Origin of the sequence: Pantoea sp. RG18 (assembly GCF_025910075.1) — a bacterium.
Taxonomy (GTDB): Bacteria; Pseudomonadota; Gammaproteobacteria; order Enterobacterales; family Enterobacteriaceae; genus Pantoea; species Pantoea agglomerans.
Window position 1 is genome coordinate 52,062 of the sequence record NZ_JAPCIL010000007.1, and the last position, 17,054, is coordinate 69,115.

A 17,054-nucleotide genomic window follows, 5' to 3' on the forward strand; every position below is an offset into this window, starting at 1 on the left:
TTGATTTGACTTCATTACGGGCAATGGTTACAACTCAGTAACACGATGCAAAAAATGGAACAGATCATGGCTTCATTGCACATTTCGCAAGGCACGTTTCGTCTTAGCGATACCCGGATACTGAGCCTGAATCAGGTGGCACTGCAGCGCGGCGAAAGCTGGGCGTTTGTCGGAGCCAACGGCAGCGGCAAATCATCACTGGCGCGCGCACTCTCTGGTGAACTTCCGCCGCTGGCCGGTTCAGTCAGCAGCGATTTCAGACGGCCGGTCCGGCTGTCGCTGGAGCAGCTACAAACCCTGGTGGCGCAGGAGTGGCAGCGCAATAACACCGATATGCTCAGCGAAGGTGAAGAGGATACCGGGCTGACCGTGGCAGAGGTGATTCAGGCGGAGGTGCAGCAGCCCGAGCGCTGCGAGCAGCTGGCACAGCAGTTCGGCATCAAAGCGCTGCTTTCACGCCGCTTCAAATATCTCTCTACCGGCGAAACCCGCAAAACCCTGCTCTGTCAGGCATTGATGAACCAGCCAGATTTGCTGATTCTGGATGAACCGTTTGACGGGCTGGATGTGGCGTCGCGCGCCAGCCTGACCGACACGCTGCGCGGCCTGCAGCAACCGACATTTACCCTGGTGCTGGTGCTCAATCGCTTTGACGATATTCCCGATTTTATTCAGCAGGTTGGCGTGCTGGCGGAGTGCACCCTCACCCACAGCGGGCCACGCCAGGCCATTTTAACGGAAGCGCTGGTGGCGCAGCTGGCACACAGTGAACAGCTGATGGGAATGGCGTTACCTGAGGCGGATGCGCCGGATCAGCTGCCATCGCTGGCGGATGATGCGCCGCGCGTTATCCTGCGCAACGGCACCGTCTCATACAACGATCAGCCAGTAATTCAGGGGCTGAACTGGCAGGTCAACGCCGGCGAGCACTGGCAGATTACCGGCCCGAACGGCGCAGGGAAATCGACCCTGCTCAGCCTGGTGACCGGCGATCATCCTCAGGGCTACAGCAATGATTTAACCCTGTTTGGCCGCCGTCGCGGCAGTGGTGAAACCATCTGGGATATCAAGCAGCATATTGGCTATGTCAGCAGCAGCCTGCATCTCGATTACCGCGTCAGCACCAATGTGCGCACGGTGATCCTGTCGGGCTTCTTCGACTCCATTGGTCTCTATCAGGCGGCTTCTGACCGGCAAAAAGCGCTGGCGCAGCAGTGGCTGGCACTGCTGGGGATGGATAACGGACAGGCGGATGCGCCGTTTCACTCGCTTTCATGGGGACAGCAGCGGCTGGTGCTGATTGCCCGCGCGCTGGTTAAGCATCCGACGCTGCTGATTCTGGATGAGCCACTACAGGGTCTCGACCCGATTAACCGCCAGCTGGTGCGGCGCTTTGTCGATGTGCTGATTGGCGAGGGACGGACTCAGCTGCTGTTTGTTTCGCATCACGCGGAAGATGTGCCCGCCTGCATCACACATCGCCTGAGCTTTATCGCCCATGACGGCGGCTATCACTATCAGCAGGAAACCCTGCACTAGGGCTCTTGTAACGCGTCACCCCACGCCGCTGCTGCGGCGTTTTAAAGCACTTTTGTGTAAGCGCTACCATTCCACATCACCTTTCACGCCATATATCCGCGCACATTGCCACGAAATAAGAATATTCAGCTTGTGTAAACGATACCATTTATCCAGACTTGATCACGCTTTCGGGCGCGCTGATGTGCTACTTTTTACCGATGCCTCTTTGGCTTTTGACGCTTACCAGGATCTAACATGGAAAAATTCAACCCGGTCGATCACCCGCATCGCCGTTACAATCCACTGATTGATCAATGGATTTTAGTTTCACCTCATCGGGCCAAACGTCCGTGGCAAGGCGCGCAGGAAACCCCGGCGGTCAATACGTTACCGGCGCACGATCCGGACTGCTTCCTGTGTGCCGGAAACACCCGCATCACCGGCGACAAAAACCCGGACTATTCGGGCACCTACGTCTTTACCAATGACTTTGCTGCGCTGATGACCGACACGCCAGACGCGCCCGAGAGCGACGATATCCTGATGCGTTGTGAAAGCGCACGCGGCACCAGTCGGGTCATCTGCTTCTCGCCCGATCACAGCAAAACCCTGCCGGAGATGTCGCTGAACGCACTGGAAGAGGTGGTGCGTACCTGGCAGGCAGAGACCGCCGATCTGGGTCAGCACTATCCGTGGGTGCAGGTGTTTGAGAACAAAGGTGCGGCGATGGGCTGTTCCAACCCGCATCCCCATGGTCAGATCTGGGCCAACAGCTTCCTGCCGAATGAAGCGCAGCGTGAAGATGATCATCAGCGCGACTATTTCGCTAAACATGGCTCGCCGATGCTGGTCGACTATCTGGCACGTGAACAGCAGGATGGCAGCCGCACCGTGGTGGAAACCGATCACTGGCTGGCGGTGGTGCCGTGGTGGGCCGCCTGGCCGTTTGAAACCCTGCTGCTGCCGAAAGCGCACGTCAAACGAATTACCGACCTCAATGAGGCGCAGCGTACCGACCTGGCGCTGGCGCTTAAGCTGCTGACCAGCCGCTACGACAACCTGTTCCAGTGCTCATTCCCCTACTCCATGGGCTGGCACGGCGCGCCGTTTAACGGCGAAGCCAACGATCACTGGCAGTTGCATGCTCACTTCTATCCGCCGCTGCTGCGCTCAGCAACGGTGCGTAAATTTATGGTTGGCTATGAAATGCTGGCCGAAACCCAACGCGATTTAACGGCGGAACAGGCGGCGGAACGTCTGCGTTCTGTCAGCGACGTTCACTTCCGTGAGGCACAACAATGAGCTTAAAAACCATCACGCAGCAGCTTTTCTCTGACACCTTCGGTTACGCCGCTACGCATACCATTCAGGCACCGGGCCGCGTTAACCTGATTGGCGAGCATACCGACTATAACGACGGCTTCGTGCTGCCGTGCGCCATCGATTACCAGACGGTGATTGCCTGTGCCCGCCGTGACGATCGTCAGATTCGGGTGGTCGCTGCGGATTATGAAAATGCGCAGGACACATTCTCGCTGGATGAAGAGATCGTCAGCCTGCAGGAACCGATGTGGGCCAACTATGTGCGCGGCGTGGTGAAGCATCTGCAGCAGCGTCATGCCGATTTCGGCGGTATCGATATGGTGATCAGCGGCAACGTGCCTCAGGGCGCGGGCCTCAGCTCATCTGCGTCGCTGGAAGTGGCGGTCGGCACCGTGGTGCAGCAGCTCTATAATCTGCCGCTGGATGGCGCCGCCATTGCCGTGAATGGTCAGGAAGCGGAAAACCAGTTCGTCGGCTGTAACTGCGGCATCATGGACCAGCTGATCTCAGCGCTGGGCCGGAAAGATCACGCCATGCTGCTCGACTGCCGCACGCTGGGCACGCGTCCGGTGTCGATGCCGGAAGATATCGCGGTGGTGATCATCAACTCCAACTTCCGTCGTACCCTGGTTGGCAGCGAATACAACACGCGTCGTGAGCAGTGTGAAGCAGGCGCGCGTTTCTTCAATAAGAAGGCGCTGCGTGACGTTGAACTGGCCGAGTTTGAAGCGGCACAGGCGCAGCTCGACCCGCAGGTGGCAAAACGCGTGCGTCACGTCCTGACCGAGAACGCCCGCACCCTGGAAGCAGCCGATGCGCTGACGCAGGGCGACCTGACCCGTATGGGCCAGTTGATGGCCGAATCTCACGCCTCGATGCGTGACGACTTCGAGATCACCGTGCCACCGATCGATACCCTGGTTGAGATCGTGAAAGCGCAGATCGGTGAGCGCGGCGGCGTGCGTATGACCGGCGGCGGCTTTGGTGGCTGTATCGTCGCGCTGATGCCACTGGATCTGGTCGATCAGGTCAAAGCCGCCGTAGCGGAGCAGTATGAAGCTGCGACCGGCATCAAAGAGACCTTCTACGTCTGCAAAGCCTCTGAAGGAGCCGGCCAATGCTGAACGACGTCAACTCCCATGCGCCCGACGGTCAGCCGTGGCGCATAACGGTGCTGCGCAATGCCAACGGCATGCTGGCAACCTTTATGGACTGGGGCGCAACCTGGCTCTCCGCCCGCGTGCCGATGCAGGATGGCACGGTGCGTGAAGCGCTACTCGGCTGCGCCACGCCCTCTGACTATCTCCATCAGGATGCCTATCTGGGCGCGACGGTCGGCCGCTACGCTAACCGCATCGCCGGGGCAAAACTGAATAAACTGAACCGCCAGCTGGTGCCGAACCAGGGCGCACATCAGCTGCATGGCGGACCGGAAGGCTTTGATAAGCGCCGCTGGCAGATTGTCAGCCAGTCTGACAGCGAGGTGCACTACCGCATTGATTCGCCTGATGGCGATCAGGGCTATCCCGGCAATCTGATTGCCGATCTGCGCTATCAGCTGGATGACCAGAACTGCCTGAGCATTAGCTATGAAGCGCGCTGCGATCAGCCCTGCCCGGTCAATCTGACTAACCACGCCTACTTTAACCTTGATGCGCATCATGGCGACGCCCGCCAGCATCGCTTACAACTGCACGCCGACCATTATCTGCCGGTCGACAGCGAAGGCATCCCGAATGCGCCGCTGAAAGAGGTTGTCGGAACCAGTTTTGATTTCCGCGAGGCCAAAGTCGTGGCACAGGAGTTTCTGGCAGACGACGACCAGCGAGCGGTGAAGGGCTATGACCATGCGTTTCTGCTCAGCAGCGCAGGCGACGACACTCAGCCTGCGGCAGAACTCTGGTCGGAAGATGGCAGACTGCAGCTCAGCGTGACCACTTCGGCACCGGCGTTGCAGTTCTACTCCGGCAACTACCTGGCAGGCACCCGTGCCCGTGAACAGGCGAGCTATACTGCATTTCAGGGTATTGCGCTGGAGAGCGAATTTTTACCGGATTCGCCTAATCATGATGAATGGCCTCAGCCTGATTGCTGGCTGCAGCCGGGAGATCGCTGGGAATCCGTGACGCGTTATCGCTTCACGCCACGCTGAGCCTCCGGCTGAAAAACGCGCAGTGCGTCACACACAGGCTTACGCGCTGCCCGCTTTTCCGTTATGGTATGGCGCAATCAGCTCGCGTGTCAGGCGGGCAGCAGCAGGTTTCCAATCTCACAGAAACATCACAGTATTAAGGAGTTAAGCTATGGCTGTAACTAAGCTGGTTCTGGTGCGACACGGCGAAAGCCAGTGGAACAACGAAAACCGCTTTACCGGTTGGTATGATGTTGACCTTTCTGAGAAAGGTCGTGGCGAAGCCAAATCAGCAGGTCAGCTGCTGAAAAAAGAGGGCTTTGTTTTCGATTTCGCTTACACCTCAGTACTGAAGCGTGCCATTCACACGCTGTGGAATGTGCTGGATGAGCTGGATCAGGCCTGGCTGCCGGTTGAGAAAACCTGGCGTCTGAACGAGCGTCACTACGGTGCGCTGCAGGGTCTGGATAAAGCGGAAACCGCTGCCAAATATGGTGATGAGCAGGTTAAGCAGTGGCGTCGCGGCTTTGCCGTTACTCCGCCAGAGCTGGATCGTTCAGATGAGCGCTTCCCGGGCCATGATCCGCGTTACGCGAAACTGACCCCAGAGCAGCTGCCAACCACCGAAAGCCTGGCGCTGACCATCGACCGCGTTATCCCTTACTGGAACGACACCATTCTGCCGCGCATCAAAAGCGGTGAGAAAGTGATCATTGCCGCACACGGCAACTCACTGCGTGCGCTGGTGAAATATCTGGATAACCTGAGTGAAGATGAAATCCTCGAACTGAACATCCCTACCGGCGTACCGCTGGTTTATGAGTTCGATGAAAACTTCAAACCGTTGAAACGCTACTACCTGGGCGACCAGGACGAGATTGCCGCGAAAGCCGCAGCCGTTGCGAATCAGGGTAAAGCGAAGTAATTTCTCGCTGAAATGCAAAAAGGCCAGACGAAAGTCTGGCCTTTTTTATTGGGCTGCGCGCACGAACGCTGCGCACTGTGTTCGTTGTCAGAATAAAGAGATCAATGAGCCAGGCAACAACTGATTGGCTCAAATCGCAGGGAATACGGTCAGAGGCACAATCCTCAACGCGAACCGGGTCAGACCTTGTCAGTTATCCCACTCAGCCGCGGCGCTGTTTAACCGCTGCCGCCAGCTGACGCAGCACCTTGTCGGTATCTTCCCAGCCGATACAGGCGTCGGTGACGCTTTTGCCATAGACCAGCGGCTCGCCGCTCTCCAGACTCTGGTTGCCTTCCACCAGATGACTCTCGATCATCACACCGACAATCGCCTGCTCACCATTAATCAGCTGCTGTGAGACATCGTCTGCCACAACCATCTGACGCTGGAACTGCTTGCTGCTGTTGGCGTGGCTGAAATCGATCATCACCTGCTGTGGCAGACCCGCTTTTGCCAGGCCCTCTTTGACCTCTGCAACATGCTGCGCACTGTAGTTCGGCTCTTTGCCGCCGCGCAGAATGATATGGCAGTCACCATTGCCGCTGGTTTCCACAATGGCGGAGTGACCATACTTCGTCACAGACAGGAAACAGTGCGGCGATCCCGCCGCGTTAATGGCATCGATCGCCACCTTAATGGTGCCATCGGTGCCGTTTTTGAAGCCGACCGGACAGGAGAGACCGGACGCCAGCTCACGGTGTACCTGAGATTCCGTGGTGCGCGCGCCAATCGCGCCCCAGCTCATCAGGTCAGCCACATATTGCGGGGTAATCATATCCAGAAACTCGCCCGCCGCCGGTAAGCCGCTGTCGTTAATATCCAGCAGCAGTTTACGCGCCAGACGCAGACCGTCGTTGAGCTGGTAGCTGTTGTCCATGTAGGGATCGTTGATCAGCCCTTTCCAGCCCACCGTGGTGCGCGGCTTTTCAAAATAGACCCGCATCACCACTTCCAGCTCACCTTTCAGCTCATCACGCAGCGCCAGCAGGCGGTCGGCATACTCTTTTGCCGCTTCAGTGTCATGAATTGAGCAGGGTCCAATCACCACCAGCAGGCGATCGTCCTTGCCCTGCAGGATCTGATGAATCGCCTGACGGGCCTGTGAAACGGTCTGTGCAGCACGATCGGTCGCCGGGAATTTTTCGAGCAGCGCAACCGGAGGTAACAGCTCTTTAATCTCTTTGATGCGTAAGTCATCGTTCTGGTAATTCATACTGATTCCATATTATTTCTGGCCCGGCGCCCGCCGGACACAACCTGCCCAATGTAGCCCGAAGCGCCTGGGGTGTAAATTCCCGCTGCGGGTTAAATGTGCGGGTGATATTTGCATTAATCAGGTTAGCGACTAGACTTTTTAATGGTAAGCACTGAGGAACGTCCCGCTTACAAAATTAAATCACCCTGTTTAAGCCAACCGGCGAATTATATTTCGTCAGGGATTTTCTTACCCGAAATTGCACCTCTGGGCTTAAAGCATCTTCATTTATTAACGGGAGCATAATGATGAAAAAGTTTGCCTTACTCTTTTTGACAGCAGCAATGACACTGAGCAGCGGTGCGGTACTGGCTGCAGACAGCAGCAGCAATAACGGTACATCGAATCAGGCAGCCAGTGCAGGTGCAGCAGCGGGCGGAGCGAAAGAGAATCTGCCGCCAAATAATGTCGATAACAGCAAAATTAATAACACTGGCAACGATACCAATCCTGCAACGTCCGGCAGCACCACCAGCCATGGTAATATGTCTGCTAACGAAATGGACCAGAACGCCCAGTGTAAAGATGGTAAATGTCCGAACATCAATAAAAAAGTTCAGACTAAAGTGGGCGGCGGTGACGTAGATACTAAAACCGACGGTACCACCCAGTAATTCTGTTTAGCCAGGAGAGCTGACGCTCTCCTGGTTTTTCTCCCCTCTGTCCCACTCTTCCGCTATGCTAATCCTGTGAATTTTACAGGAAATCCTTCATGGCCGTTTTGCTTCTGATTGACGATCATCCGCTGGTTGAAGTGGCACTTGAAGCCGCTCTGAGCCAGTCGCCTATTCCGGTTCAGCTCCTCTCTGCCAGCAGTGAAAAAGCCGCCCGTCCCCTGCTTCAGCAGCCACTGGACATCATCGTGCTGGATATTGGCCTGCCGGATAGCGATGGGCTGGAGTTCCTGCGTCGCCTGAAGATCCATCGCCCCGACTGTCCGGTATTGATCTACTCTGCTCAGCAGACCCGCCACTATGTGCGTCGTGCCCAGGCGCTGGGTGCCGCCGGTTATGTGGTGAAGAGCCAGCGCATGGCGCAACTGCTTAGCGCTATCCTGGCGGTGCTGGGCGGTCAGACGGCGTTTCCGGTGATGGATGATGAGCCGGAACTCCCGCTGACCCAGAAAGAGCGTCAGATTCTGGCGCTGCTGGCCAGCGGCCTGTCCAATCTGCAAATCGCCGCCCAGTTGCACATCAGTAATAAAACGGTCAGCACCCATAAAAAGAACATTCTGGAAAAAACCGGCGCCCGTTCGGTGGTGGAACTGGCTGACCTGTGGAAGGCGCAGCAGTGAGAACTCTCCTGCTGATGCTGCTGTTGCTGTGCGGCTCCGTTCTGGCTGAGGTGCGTCCGGTGAGCAGCATCAATCTGCCGATGATGCTGCCGGTGACACACGCGGAAACCATGCAAGGCAAAATCCTGCGCGTTGGTCTTCTGGAAGAGAACCACGCCCCCTGGGCGATGCGCATCGGCAACGACCTGTATGGCATCAATGCTGACTATCTTTCCGCACTGCGCCAGCTGACTGGCGCGCAGTTCAGCCTCAACCTCTACAGCGATCAGCCGCATCTGATGCAGGCGCTGAACAGCGGCCAGATCGATTTTGCGCTTGGCATGTGGATTTCTCCCCTGCCAGCCGGTGCGCTGAGCAGCGATAACTGGTACAGCAGCCCGCTGCGGGTCTACCGCAATCAGCAAAACCAGCGTGCCGTGATGTTTAACAGCCAGAATGCCCAACTGGCGATCAGCGAAAGCACGCTGGCACAACTGCCGCCTGCGCTGGCGGCCCGCCACAGCTGGCGACGCTACAGCAGTGATCTGCAGGCGCTCTATACCCTGCTGAATCAGCAGAATGATTATGTGGTGGCGGATGAGACCAGCGCCGGATTTCTGCTGAGCCAGCTGCAACAGGGCCAGATTTATCAGATCGCCTCACACATCGAGGCCGGACAGCTCAACCTGCGAGCGGTCTCCCGCGATCCGGAGCTTATCAGCTGGATTAATCAGAGCCTGCGTCAGTTGCCAGCAGAACTGATGAACACGCTGCAGGCGCGCTGGAGCAGTACCCTGCCGCGCTATCAGGATACGCAGACCCTGATGCTCAGCCCTACTGAACGCGCCTGGATTGCCGATCATCCGCGTATTACTTACACCGCCGAACCGGACAACTATCCCTGGAGTTATCGCGATGCCAGCGGGACCGCCAGAGGCTATGGCGTGGATTTGCTGAAAGCGATAGCTCAGAGCACCGGCCTGCAGTTTGAACCGGTGTGGGTCAGCAATCCGCGTCAGGCGAACACGCTGATCGGCCAGCAGCAGGCGATGCTGCAGCTGATGCAGCCGCTGAACGGCGATGCGATGCAGAGCACCTCGCTGCCGGTGTGGCGCGCGCTGTGGGGCATTTACAGCCTGCAGCCCGATACGCTGGCGCACTGGCGCGACCTGCGCGGCAAGCGGGTCGGCGTGTTACAGGATGATCTGGCGCTGCGTCTGCTGCCTGCGGATCTGCAGCCGCTGCAGTTTGCCGATCGTAATAGCCTCTATGACGCGCTGGCAAAGGGGCAGATCGATGCGCTGGTGGATAACGTACTCTCCGCCCGCTGGCGTATCGCCAGCCGCGATGATGCGCGCATCCACCTCGCCTTTGCCGCCAGCGACATCGCCTGGCCGATCGCGCTGGGTGTGACACCTGACCAGCCGGTGCTGCGCACCCTGCTGGATCGCGCGCTGCAGCAGATCCCGGCTGACACACAGAGTCAGATGCGCGACAGCTGGTCAACCCCGCCACAGCCCGGCAGCGTGATGGTGATGCGTTCGCTGCCGATGATGGTGCTGGCGGTGGCAGGTGCGGCCATTGCGCTGCTGCTGTTGCTGCTGGCGCGCCGCTACTGGCAACAGCGCCGGGAGCGTCAGCAGCGTGAACAGGCTGAGCACGCCAATGCGATGAAGAGCCAGTTCCTGGCGACCGTCAGCCATGAGCTGCGCACGCCGATGCAGGCGATCCTCGGACTGCTGGAGCTGGAGAAGCAGCAGCACAGCAGCCAGAACCTGACGCTGCTGCACAGCAGTGCGCAATCGCTGCTGACGTTGCTGAATGATCTGCAGGATCATGCGCGCATCGAGAGCAACAGTTTTACCCTGGCGCCCCGTCCGCTGGCGCTGGCGCAGTGGCTCAATCAGCAGCAGCACTTTTATCACCCGTTAATGCGCGAAGACGGCCCGCATCTGATCGTCGAGGCGCTGACGCCGCTGCCTGATGCCGTGATGATCGATGCCGATCGCCTGCAGCAGGTGGTCAACAACCTGATGACCAATGCGCTGAAATTTACCCGCCACGGCGCGATTCGCCTGACGCTGGCCGCACAGCAACAACAGCTGATTCTGACGGTGAGCGACAGCGGCAGCGGTATTCCGCCAGAGGAACAGCAGAAGCTGTTTGATCCCTGGTATCAGGCACCGTCCGGTAAATCGGTTTCAGTGCAGGGCAGCGGCCTGGGGCTGTTTATCTGCCGGGAAATGGTGCAGCGGATGGGCGGCGACATCCGGCTCGCCTCTGAACCCGGTCACGGCACCCAGGTCACCGTGACGCTGCCACTGGCGGTCTGCGCACCAGCAAACCACGTGGATGAAACCGCCCTTCCCGACCTTCCACCACTGCGGGTGGCGATTGTCGATGACCATCCGACCAATCTGCTGGTGATGCAGCAGCAGCTGTCGCGTTTTGCGATTCAGGCTGACATCTTTGAGCAGGGACGCGCACTACTGCAGGCCGATGCGCAACAGCCTTATGACCTGCTGTTTATCGACCAGATGATGCCGCGGCCTGACGGCACACTGCTGCTGCGGATATTGCGGCGGCGTGACCGTCAGCGGAAGCGTCAGGCGATGCGGGTGCTCTGCTCCGCGGATGCCCAGCTGCTGTCACGACCGCTGGAGGCGCGGGAGCGGGTAATAATAAAACCGGTGCAGTTAGCCGATCTCAGCGCGCTGCTGGCAGAGTGGCAGGAAGATCCGCTGGCGGCGCTGGATGATAATCTGTGGCAACTGGCGCAGCAGAATGAGAAATTCCTCCGCCGTCTGAGCCAGACGCTGCACAACACGGTGACGCAGGATCTGGCCGTGATGCGCGAAGCACGCGAGCGCGAGGCGTGGATGCCGTTCGCCGAAGCGGCGCACCGGATGAAAGGAAGCTGGTTACTGGTGGGACTGGATCACGGCGCACAGCTCAGCCAGCAACTGGCGGAGCAGGCAAAACAGCATCAGGACACGTCTGAGACGTGGCAATTACTGATATTATTAGCAAACAGGTTACTGAAAAAACTGGAATCTTATGGCACATACCCACACTCATAGCGGGCAGGATAGTAATCGCACGCGTCTGGCGGCCGCCTTCGGGGTGACCGTTGTCTTTATGGTGGCTGAAGTGATTGGCGGCTGGCTCTCGGGTTCACTGGCGTTGCTGGCGGACGCCGGGCATATGCTGACCGATGCCGCCGCGCTGCTGATGGCCCTGCTGGCGGTGCAGTTCTCGCGCCGTAAACCCAATGCACGCCACACCTTTGGCCTGCTGCGTCTGACCACGCTGGCCGCATTTGTTAACGCCATTGCGCTGCTGGGCATTACCGCACTGATCGTCTGGGAGGCGGTGCGCCGCTTTGCCGACCCGCAACCGGTGACCGGCGGCCTGATGCTGGGGATTGCTATTGGCGGCCTGCTGGCCAATATTCTGTCGTTCTGGCTGCTGCATCACGGCAGCGAAGAGAAGAATCTCAATGTGCGGGCCGCGGCGCTACATGTGATGGGCGACCTGCTTGGCTCGGTGGGTGCGATTGTCGCGGCGGTGATTATTATGCTGACCGGCTGGACCCCAATCGATCCGATTCTGTCGTTGCTGGTGTCACTGCTGGTGCTGCGCAGCGCCTGGGCGCTGCTGCGTGAGAGTCTGCAGGAGTTACTGGAAGGGGCGCCGCGTTCGCTGGATGTGAACCGGCTGATACGTGATCTCACCCTGAACATCGCAGAGGTGCGCAATGTTCACCATGTGCATCTGTGGCAGGTGGGCGAAAAGCCGATGCTGACGCTGCATGCGCAGGTGATCCCGCCTTACGATCACGATGCGCTGCTGCATCGTATCCACGACTATCTGCGCCAGCACTATCAGATTGCGCATGCGACCGTGCAGATGGAGTATCAGCCCTGTGCCGGTGCCGAGTGTGAACTCGGCTTAAGCGGCGCTGCCGCCACCGGCCATGATCACAGCCATTCACACGACCATGATCATGCTCACGCTAAAGGCGAAGCGCACACTCACTGAGCCGACAGCGCGCGGGAACCCTGTTGCCGCGCGCTGCGGATCCACATGCGCGAGCCGTTCAGCGCAATCAGCGTCAGAATCACATACTCCAGCGACATCGCATAGACGCCCTGTCGGGCAAAAATCATCACGCTAATCACGTTGATGATGACCCACAGCAGCCAGTTCTCAACATATTTGCGCGTCATCAGCACCATCGCCGCAATCGACAACACCATCATGCAGGAGTCCCAGAACGGGAACGCATCCGGCTGCAGCGCGGGCATCGCCACCGACAGGCCAAGGCCGTTCATCAGCGTGACGGCCGCACGGGTTAACAGCGCAAACACCGGATCGATATAGAGGGTCATCAGCGCAATCGCAATCACACAGCCCGCCGTCCAGGCCAGCGCCTTAGGCAGCGGCAGCCAGCGGATTTTCAGCGCCGCCTGATGATCGGAGGTTTGCCGACTCCAGGCGTACCAGCCGTAGATATTGGCGGCAAAAAAGAAGAGCTGCAGCAGCAGGCTGGCGTAGAGCTGGATCTGAAAGAAAATCACCGCAAACAGCGTGACGTTAATCAGGCCAAAGGGATAGTTGATGATTTTTTCCAGGCTGGCAAACCAGATGCAGAGTAAGCCTGCCAGCGTGCCGATAGCCTCAATCCATGAGAGATCGTAGCCTCCGGCACCCAGAGGAATGTGAACCAGAATATTATGTGTGCTGAAGAAGTCCATGCTGAGCACCTGTCCGGAAAACGCTTACGCGTTTCCCTTCACGTTGAGTTTAAGTTCCGCTGCAAAGGATAGCATGCGATTAAGCGGCAGTAACGCCGCCTCACGCAGCGTCTCATCCACCTGAATCTCATGTTCCACCCCACCCGACTCCAGCGCCTCTGCGATGGCTTTAAGGCCGTTCATCGCCATCCAGGGACAGTGAGCACAGCTGCGGCAGGTGGCACCTTCACCGGCTGTGGGCGCTTCAAGCAGCTCTTTATCCGGCACCGCCTGCTGCATTTTGTAGAAAATGCCGCGATCGGTCGCCACAATCATCTGCGGATGCGGCAGGGATTTGGCGGCCTGAATCAGCTGGCTGGTCGAGCCGACCGCATCGGCCAGATCGACAATCGCCTGCGGTGACTCAGGATGCACCAGCACTGCCGCGTCGGGATAGAGCGCTTTCATACGCTGCAGCGCCTGGGTTTTGAACTCGTCGTGCACAATGCATGCGCCCTGCCAGCAGAGCACGTCCGCGCCCGATTTTTGGGTGACGTAGCGGCCAAGATGGCGATCCGGCGCCCAGATAATTTTTTCGCCCAGACTGTCGAGGTGCTCAATCAACTCGACCGCAATGCTTGAAGTCACCACCCAGTCGGCCCGCGCTTTTACCGCCGCCGAAGTATTGGCGTAGACCACCACGGTGCGATCGGGATGGGCGTCGCAAAAGGCGTTAAACTCTTCAATCGGGCAGCCGAGATCCAGTGAGCACTCCGCCTGCAGCGTCGGCATCAGTACGGTTTTCTCCGCGCTGAGGATTTTGGCGGTTTCCCCCATAAAGCGCACGCCGGCCACCAGCAGTGTCGTCGCCGAATGGTTGCTGCCAAAGCGTGCCATCTCCAGCGAGTCGGAAACGCAGCCGCCCGTCTCTTCTGCCAGCGCCTGAATTTCCGGATCGGTGTAGTAGTGCGCCACCATCACCGCGTTTCGCGCCTTCAGCAGCGCTTTAATTTTCTCACGGTAGAACGCCTTCTCGTCGTCACTCAGACGGGCGGGTTTGGGCGGAAAGGGATAAACGGCGCTTTCTGGATCGAACATCACACTCATGACACAGCTCTCGTTTTGTCTAATTAACGAAAATCGCCTGTTCCGGCGACTTATGGCGTCGAATCCGCCATCGTGTTTTATATGCTAAACACGATAGCGGAAAAGCCTGCCTGTGTCGTGCGATATTTATTCTGTCTGCATCACAGCGCCGACCCTGCCGGGCTGCGTTTCATCTGCCAGTACCAGCGGTTTTTGCGGCGCTTCCAGTGCCAGCAGAAAGGCTTTGATATCCAGTCCGCCCGCAAAGCCGGTCAGCTTGCCGTTGGCTCCAATCACGCGGTGGCACGGTGCGACAATCGAGAGCGGATTACGCCCATTGGCCGCCCCGACGGCACGCACCGCCAGCGGATGGCCGATCTCCCGCGCAATCTGGCTGTAGCTGCGCGTCTCACCAAACGGGATAGCCACCAGCGCCTGCCAGACTTTTTTCTGAAACTCAGTGCCGACAAAATCGAGCGGCAGCTCAAAGCAGCGACGAGCACCGGTGAAGTACTCGCTGAGCTGACGCTCAGTTTCGATCAGAATGGGATGATCGTCATCGCGCGTTTGCGGCAAAAACCGGGTGCGTTTGGGATCGTCGTTTTCCCACAAAATACCCGCCAGGCCGCTATCGCTGGCGACCAGTTTCAGTTCACCCACCGGGGTGACTATCGGTTTGAAGTAGTACATGGTGATTCTCCCGTCACGGTTCTGTCGCCTATTATCGCACTTTTCATCAGCCTGACTGGCTGTTTTCGGTCATGGCGATAAACTGTTGTGCTGTCCGAAAACAGCCAGTCTGCCGGGATTCACCGGTGTAGGCTGCGCTTATTTACCGGAGAACTGCCATGCTCGATCCCGACATTGCCTATCAGGCGCTGACCTCTCGTGATACCCGCTTTGACGGCGTTTTCTTTGTTGGCGTGACCTCAACCGGTATCTATTGTCGTCCGGTCTGCCCGGTCAAAGCGCCGATGCAGAAGAACTGCCTTTTCTTCAGCAGCGCCGAAGCGGCGGAGAAAGCCCGCTTTCGCCCCTGCCTGCGCTGTCGGCCTGAACTGGCACCCGGTAATGCGCCGGTTGATCAGCCGCACCGTGTGGCAGAGCGGCTGGTTCAGCGTATCGAGGAAGGCATGCTGGAGGAACGTGAAGGACTGGAGGCAATTGCCGCTGAATTCGGTATCAGCCTGCGTCAGCTGCGCCGTATCGTGCAGCAGGAGCTGGGTGTCTCGCCGCTGGAACTGAAGCAGACGCGGCGCATGCTGCTGGCTAAACAGCTGCTGACCGAAACCCGGCTGCCGATTATTGACGTTGCCTATGCCAGCGGCTTTGGCAGCCTGCGGCGCTTTAATGATGTCTTCCAGGCGCGTTACCGCATGACGCCAGGCGCGCTGCGCAGGGACGATACGGGCACTCAGTGCGCGCAGCCCGGCGACCGCGTGACGCTGCGGCTGGCCTATCGCCCTCCCTACGACTGGGCGGCGATGCTCTGGTTTTTGCAGACGCATCTGATGAAAGAGGTCGAGGCGGTGGAAGATGGCAGCTGGCGACGCACTGTGGTGCTGGGTCGCTGCCGGGGCTGGGTTTCTGTTTCGCATCTGCCGCAAAAGAATGCGTTGCAGGTGACGCTCTCCACCTCGCTGACGCCGGTTCTGCCTCTGCTGCTGCGCCGTCTGCGCGATCTGTTCGATCTCGACGCACAGCCGCAGCGTATCGCCGCCTGTCTGGCGCAGGACCCACTGCTGGCACCCAGCCTGCTCTCGCATCCGGGTCTGCGTGTGCCTGGCGCATTCGACGCCTTTGAGCTGGGTGTGCGCGCCATTATCGGCCAGCAGGTGACGGTCAAAGCGGCCACCACGGTCAGCAGCCGTTTTGCCGCCGCTTTTGGCGAACCCTGTGAGACGCCGTTCGCCGATCTGACCCGCTACACCGCCCATCCTGAACGCATCGCCGGACTGACGGTAGACGATGTCGCGCCGATGGGGATTGTCAGTGCCGCCCGCTCCCGCGCCATCATCGCCTTTGCAAATGCCTGCGCCAGCGGAGATCTTCGTCTCAGTGCCGCTCAGGCGCCAGACGAGGTCATCAAAAAACTGATCAGCCTGCCGGGTATTGGTCCCTGGACCGCGCACTATATCGCGATGCGCGCTTTGCGCTGGCCGGATGCCTTTCCCAAAGAGGATATTGCCATCCGGAATAACCTGGGCGGCATGTCATCGAAAGAAGCGGAGGCGCGATCGCAGTCGTGGCGTCCCTGGCGCAGCTATGCAGTGATGCATATCTGGGAGAGCCTGGCAGTAGCAAAGGCAAAGAAAAAGCCGTGACGGCGAGAGTGGAGGCAAATCTGCCAGCAATACAGAAGCTCAACGCGCAGGGAACAGGGTCAGAAGAGGAAAGCGTCCCGCGTCTGGGACAAAAACGCCGGGAGCGTTTTTGAACAACGCAACGCGTTGGCCCGGCTACGGGCGCACCTCAGGGATGAGGTGCGTAATCGCGCGGGTTGAGCAGGTCATGGATTGGCTTTAGCGTCTTTCCGATCTGACCCTGTTCTCTGCGCAGGCTCGATCAAACAGCGGGCAGCGACAACCTCAAGCCCTTGAGGTGTTTTGCTTCTTCAAAGTGAGTTAGTGCCGCAGAAACAAAAAAAGCGCCCTGAGGGCGCTTTTTTCTTAATTGGTGGGTCGTGCAGGATTCGAACCTGCGACCAATTGATTAAAAGTCAACTGCTCTACCAACTGAGCTAACGACCCGCTGGGGGCTTA

Annotated in this window: 14 protein-coding genes and 1 tRNA gene; 10 read left to right on the forward strand and 5 right to left on the reverse strand. The window is 58.5% G+C overall.

Translation table 11 applies throughout. The features are described 5' to 3' along the window. Positions 1-66 precede the first annotated feature (66 nt). The 5 genes from modF to gpmA all read left to right on the forward strand — a co-directional run bounded on the left by modF (position 67) and on the right by gpmA (position 5,900). A complete protein-coding gene (gene modF, locus OK409_RS08780) occupies positions 67-1,539 on the forward strand; it encodes a molybdate ABC transporter ATP-binding protein ModF (protein ID WP_264366990.1) in 1,473 nt (490 codons plus the stop codon). Between the two features lie 237 nt (positions 1,540-1,776). Then, positions 1,777-2,823 carry a galactose-1-phosphate uridylyltransferase gene (gene galT / locus OK409_RS08785; RefSeq protein ID WP_022626027.1) on the forward strand — a complete coding sequence of 349 codons (1,047 nt, stop codon included), beginning with the start codon at positions 1,777-1,779 and terminating at the stop codon, positions 2,821-2,823. Next, positions 2,820-3,968 carry a galactokinase gene (gene galK, locus OK409_RS08790; protein ID WP_010669660.1) on the forward strand — a complete coding sequence of 383 codons (1,149 nt, stop codon included), beginning with the start codon at positions 2,820-2,822 and terminating at the stop codon, positions 3,966-3,968. The genes galT and galK overlap by 4 nt, the downstream gene beginning before the upstream one ends. Beyond that, on the forward strand, positions 3,962-4,996 hold the full coding sequence (galM, locus tag OK409_RS08795) for a galactose-1-epimerase (protein ID WP_050680600.1): 1,035 nt from the start codon (positions 3,962-3,964) through the stop codon (positions 4,994-4,996). The genes galK and galM overlap by 7 nt, the downstream gene beginning before the upstream one ends. 151 nt (positions 4,997-5,147) lie before the next feature. Further along, complete coding sequence (gpmA, locus tag OK409_RS08800; RefSeq protein ID WP_003851893.1) at positions 5,148-5,900, forward strand: 2,3-diphosphoglycerate-dependent phosphoglycerate mutase; 753 nt, start codon at positions 5,148-5,150, stop codon at positions 5,898-5,900. 202 nt (positions 5,901-6,102) lie between these two features. Here gpmA and aroG read toward each other — a convergent pair whose 3' ends face one another. Beyond that, a complete protein-coding gene (aroG, locus tag OK409_RS08805) occupies positions 6,103-7,155 on the reverse strand; it encodes a 3-deoxy-7-phosphoheptulonate synthase AroG (RefSeq protein ID WP_010669658.1) in 1,053 nt (350 codons plus the stop codon). 287 nt (positions 7,156-7,442) lie between these two features. Here aroG and OK409_RS08810 point away from each other — a divergent pair, with 287 nt between their 5' ends. The 4 genes from OK409_RS08810 (at position 7,443) to zitB (ending at position 12,511) form a co-directional block, all read left to right on the forward strand. Next, on the forward strand, positions 7,443-7,811 hold the full coding sequence (locus tag OK409_RS08810) for a YbgS-like family protein (RefSeq protein ID WP_022626030.1): 369 nt from the start codon (positions 7,443-7,445) through the stop codon (positions 7,809-7,811). 98 nt (positions 7,812-7,909) lie between these two features. Next, complete coding sequence (locus tag OK409_RS08815) at positions 7,910-8,491, forward strand: response regulator transcription factor (protein ID WP_033756983.1); 582 nt, start codon at positions 7,910-7,912, stop codon at positions 8,489-8,491. A 14-nt stretch (positions 8,492-8,505) separates the two neighbouring features. Continuing rightward, positions 8,506-11,550: an ATP-binding protein gene (locus OK409_RS08820; RefSeq protein WP_264367039.1), complete on the forward strand. Its 3,045-nt coding sequence runs from the start codon at positions 8,506-8,508 to the stop codon at positions 11,548-11,550. Beyond that, entirely contained in the window at positions 11,528-12,511 is a 984-nt protein-coding gene (zitB, locus tag OK409_RS08825) for a CDF family zinc transporter ZitB (protein ID WP_264366991.1), read from the forward strand. Before OK409_RS08820 ends, zitB begins: the two co-directional genes overlap by 23 nt. Here the strand turns inward: zitB and pnuC are convergent. The 3 genes from pnuC to OK409_RS08840 all read right to left on the reverse strand — a co-directional run bounded on the left by pnuC (position 12,505) and on the right by OK409_RS08840 (position 14,982). Further along, positions 12,505-13,227: a nicotinamide riboside transporter PnuC gene (pnuC, locus tag OK409_RS08830; protein ID WP_010260155.1), complete on the reverse strand. Its 723-nt coding sequence runs from the start codon at positions 13,225-13,227 to the stop codon at positions 12,505-12,507. The genes zitB and pnuC overlap by 7 nt on opposite strands. Before the next feature lie 24 nt (positions 13,228-13,251). After that, positions 13,252-14,313, reverse strand: a complete 1,062-nt coding sequence (gene nadA / locus OK409_RS08835; RefSeq protein ID WP_045140626.1) for a quinolinate synthase NadA — start codon at positions 14,311-14,313, stop codon at positions 13,252-13,254. 126 nt (positions 14,314-14,439) lie between these two features. Further along, complete coding sequence (locus OK409_RS08840) at positions 14,440-14,982, reverse strand: methylated-DNA--[protein]-cysteine S-methyltransferase (RefSeq protein ID WP_010260149.1); 543 nt, start codon at positions 14,980-14,982, stop codon at positions 14,440-14,442. A gap of 158 nt (positions 14,983-15,140) precedes the next feature. On the opposite strand from OK409_RS08840, the gene OK409_RS08845 reads away from it, so the two are divergent. Further along, entirely contained in the window at positions 15,141-16,616 is a 1,476-nt protein-coding gene (locus OK409_RS08845) for an AlkA N-terminal domain-containing protein (RefSeq protein WP_264366992.1), read from the forward strand. Positions 16,617-16,966: 350 nt separating this feature from the next. On the opposite strand, the gene OK409_RS08850 is transcribed toward OK409_RS08845, so the two are convergent. Continuing rightward, positions 16,967-17,042: transfer RNA gene (locus OK409_RS08850), tRNA-Lys, on the reverse strand. Positions 17,043-17,054 lie beyond the last annotated feature (12 nt).

Coding starts and splice junctions, on each gene's coding strand:
- modF (WP_264366990.1), top strand. CDS start 67: ATGGCTTCATTGCACATTTCGCAAGGCACGTTTCGTCTTAGCGATACC.
- galT (WP_022626027.1), top strand. CDS start 1,777: ATGGAAAAATTCAACCCGGTCGATCACCCGCATCGCCGTTACAATCCA.
- galK (WP_010669660.1), top strand. CDS start 2,820: ATGAGCTTAAAAACCATCACGCAGCAGCTTTTCTCTGACACCTTCGGT.
- galM (WP_050680600.1), top strand. CDS start 3,962: ATGCTGAACGACGTCAACTCCCATGCGCCCGACGGTCAGCCGTGGCGC.
- gpmA (WP_003851893.1), top strand. CDS start 5,148: ATGGCTGTAACTAAGCTGGTTCTGGTGCGACACGGCGAAAGCCAGTGG.
- aroG (WP_010669658.1), bottom strand. CDS start 7,155: ATGAATTACCAGAACGATGACTTACGCATCAAAGAGATTAAAGAGCTG.
- OK409_RS08810 (WP_022626030.1), top strand. CDS start 7,443: ATGATGAAAAAGTTTGCCTTACTCTTTTTGACAGCAGCAATGACACTG.
- OK409_RS08815 (WP_033756983.1), top strand. CDS start 7,910: ATGGCCGTTTTGCTTCTGATTGACGATCATCCGCTGGTTGAAGTGGCA.
- OK409_RS08820 (WP_264367039.1), top strand. CDS start 8,506: ATGCTGCTGTTGCTGTGCGGCTCCGTTCTGGCTGAGGTGCGTCCGGTG.
- zitB (WP_264366991.1), top strand. CDS start 11,528: ATGGCACATACCCACACTCATAGCGGGCAGGATAGTAATCGCACGCGT.
- pnuC (WP_010260155.1), bottom strand. CDS start 13,227: ATGGACTTCTTCAGCACACATAATATTCTGGTTCACATTCCTCTGGGT.
- nadA (WP_045140626.1), bottom strand. CDS start 14,313: ATGAGTGTGATGTTCGATCCAGAAAGCGCCGTTTATCCCTTTCCGCCC.
- OK409_RS08840 (WP_010260149.1), bottom strand. CDS start 14,982: ATGTACTACTTCAAACCGATAGTCACCCCGGTGGGTGAACTGAAACTG.
- OK409_RS08845 (WP_264366992.1), top strand. CDS start 15,141: ATGCTCGATCCCGACATTGCCTATCAGGCGCTGACCTCTCGTGATACC.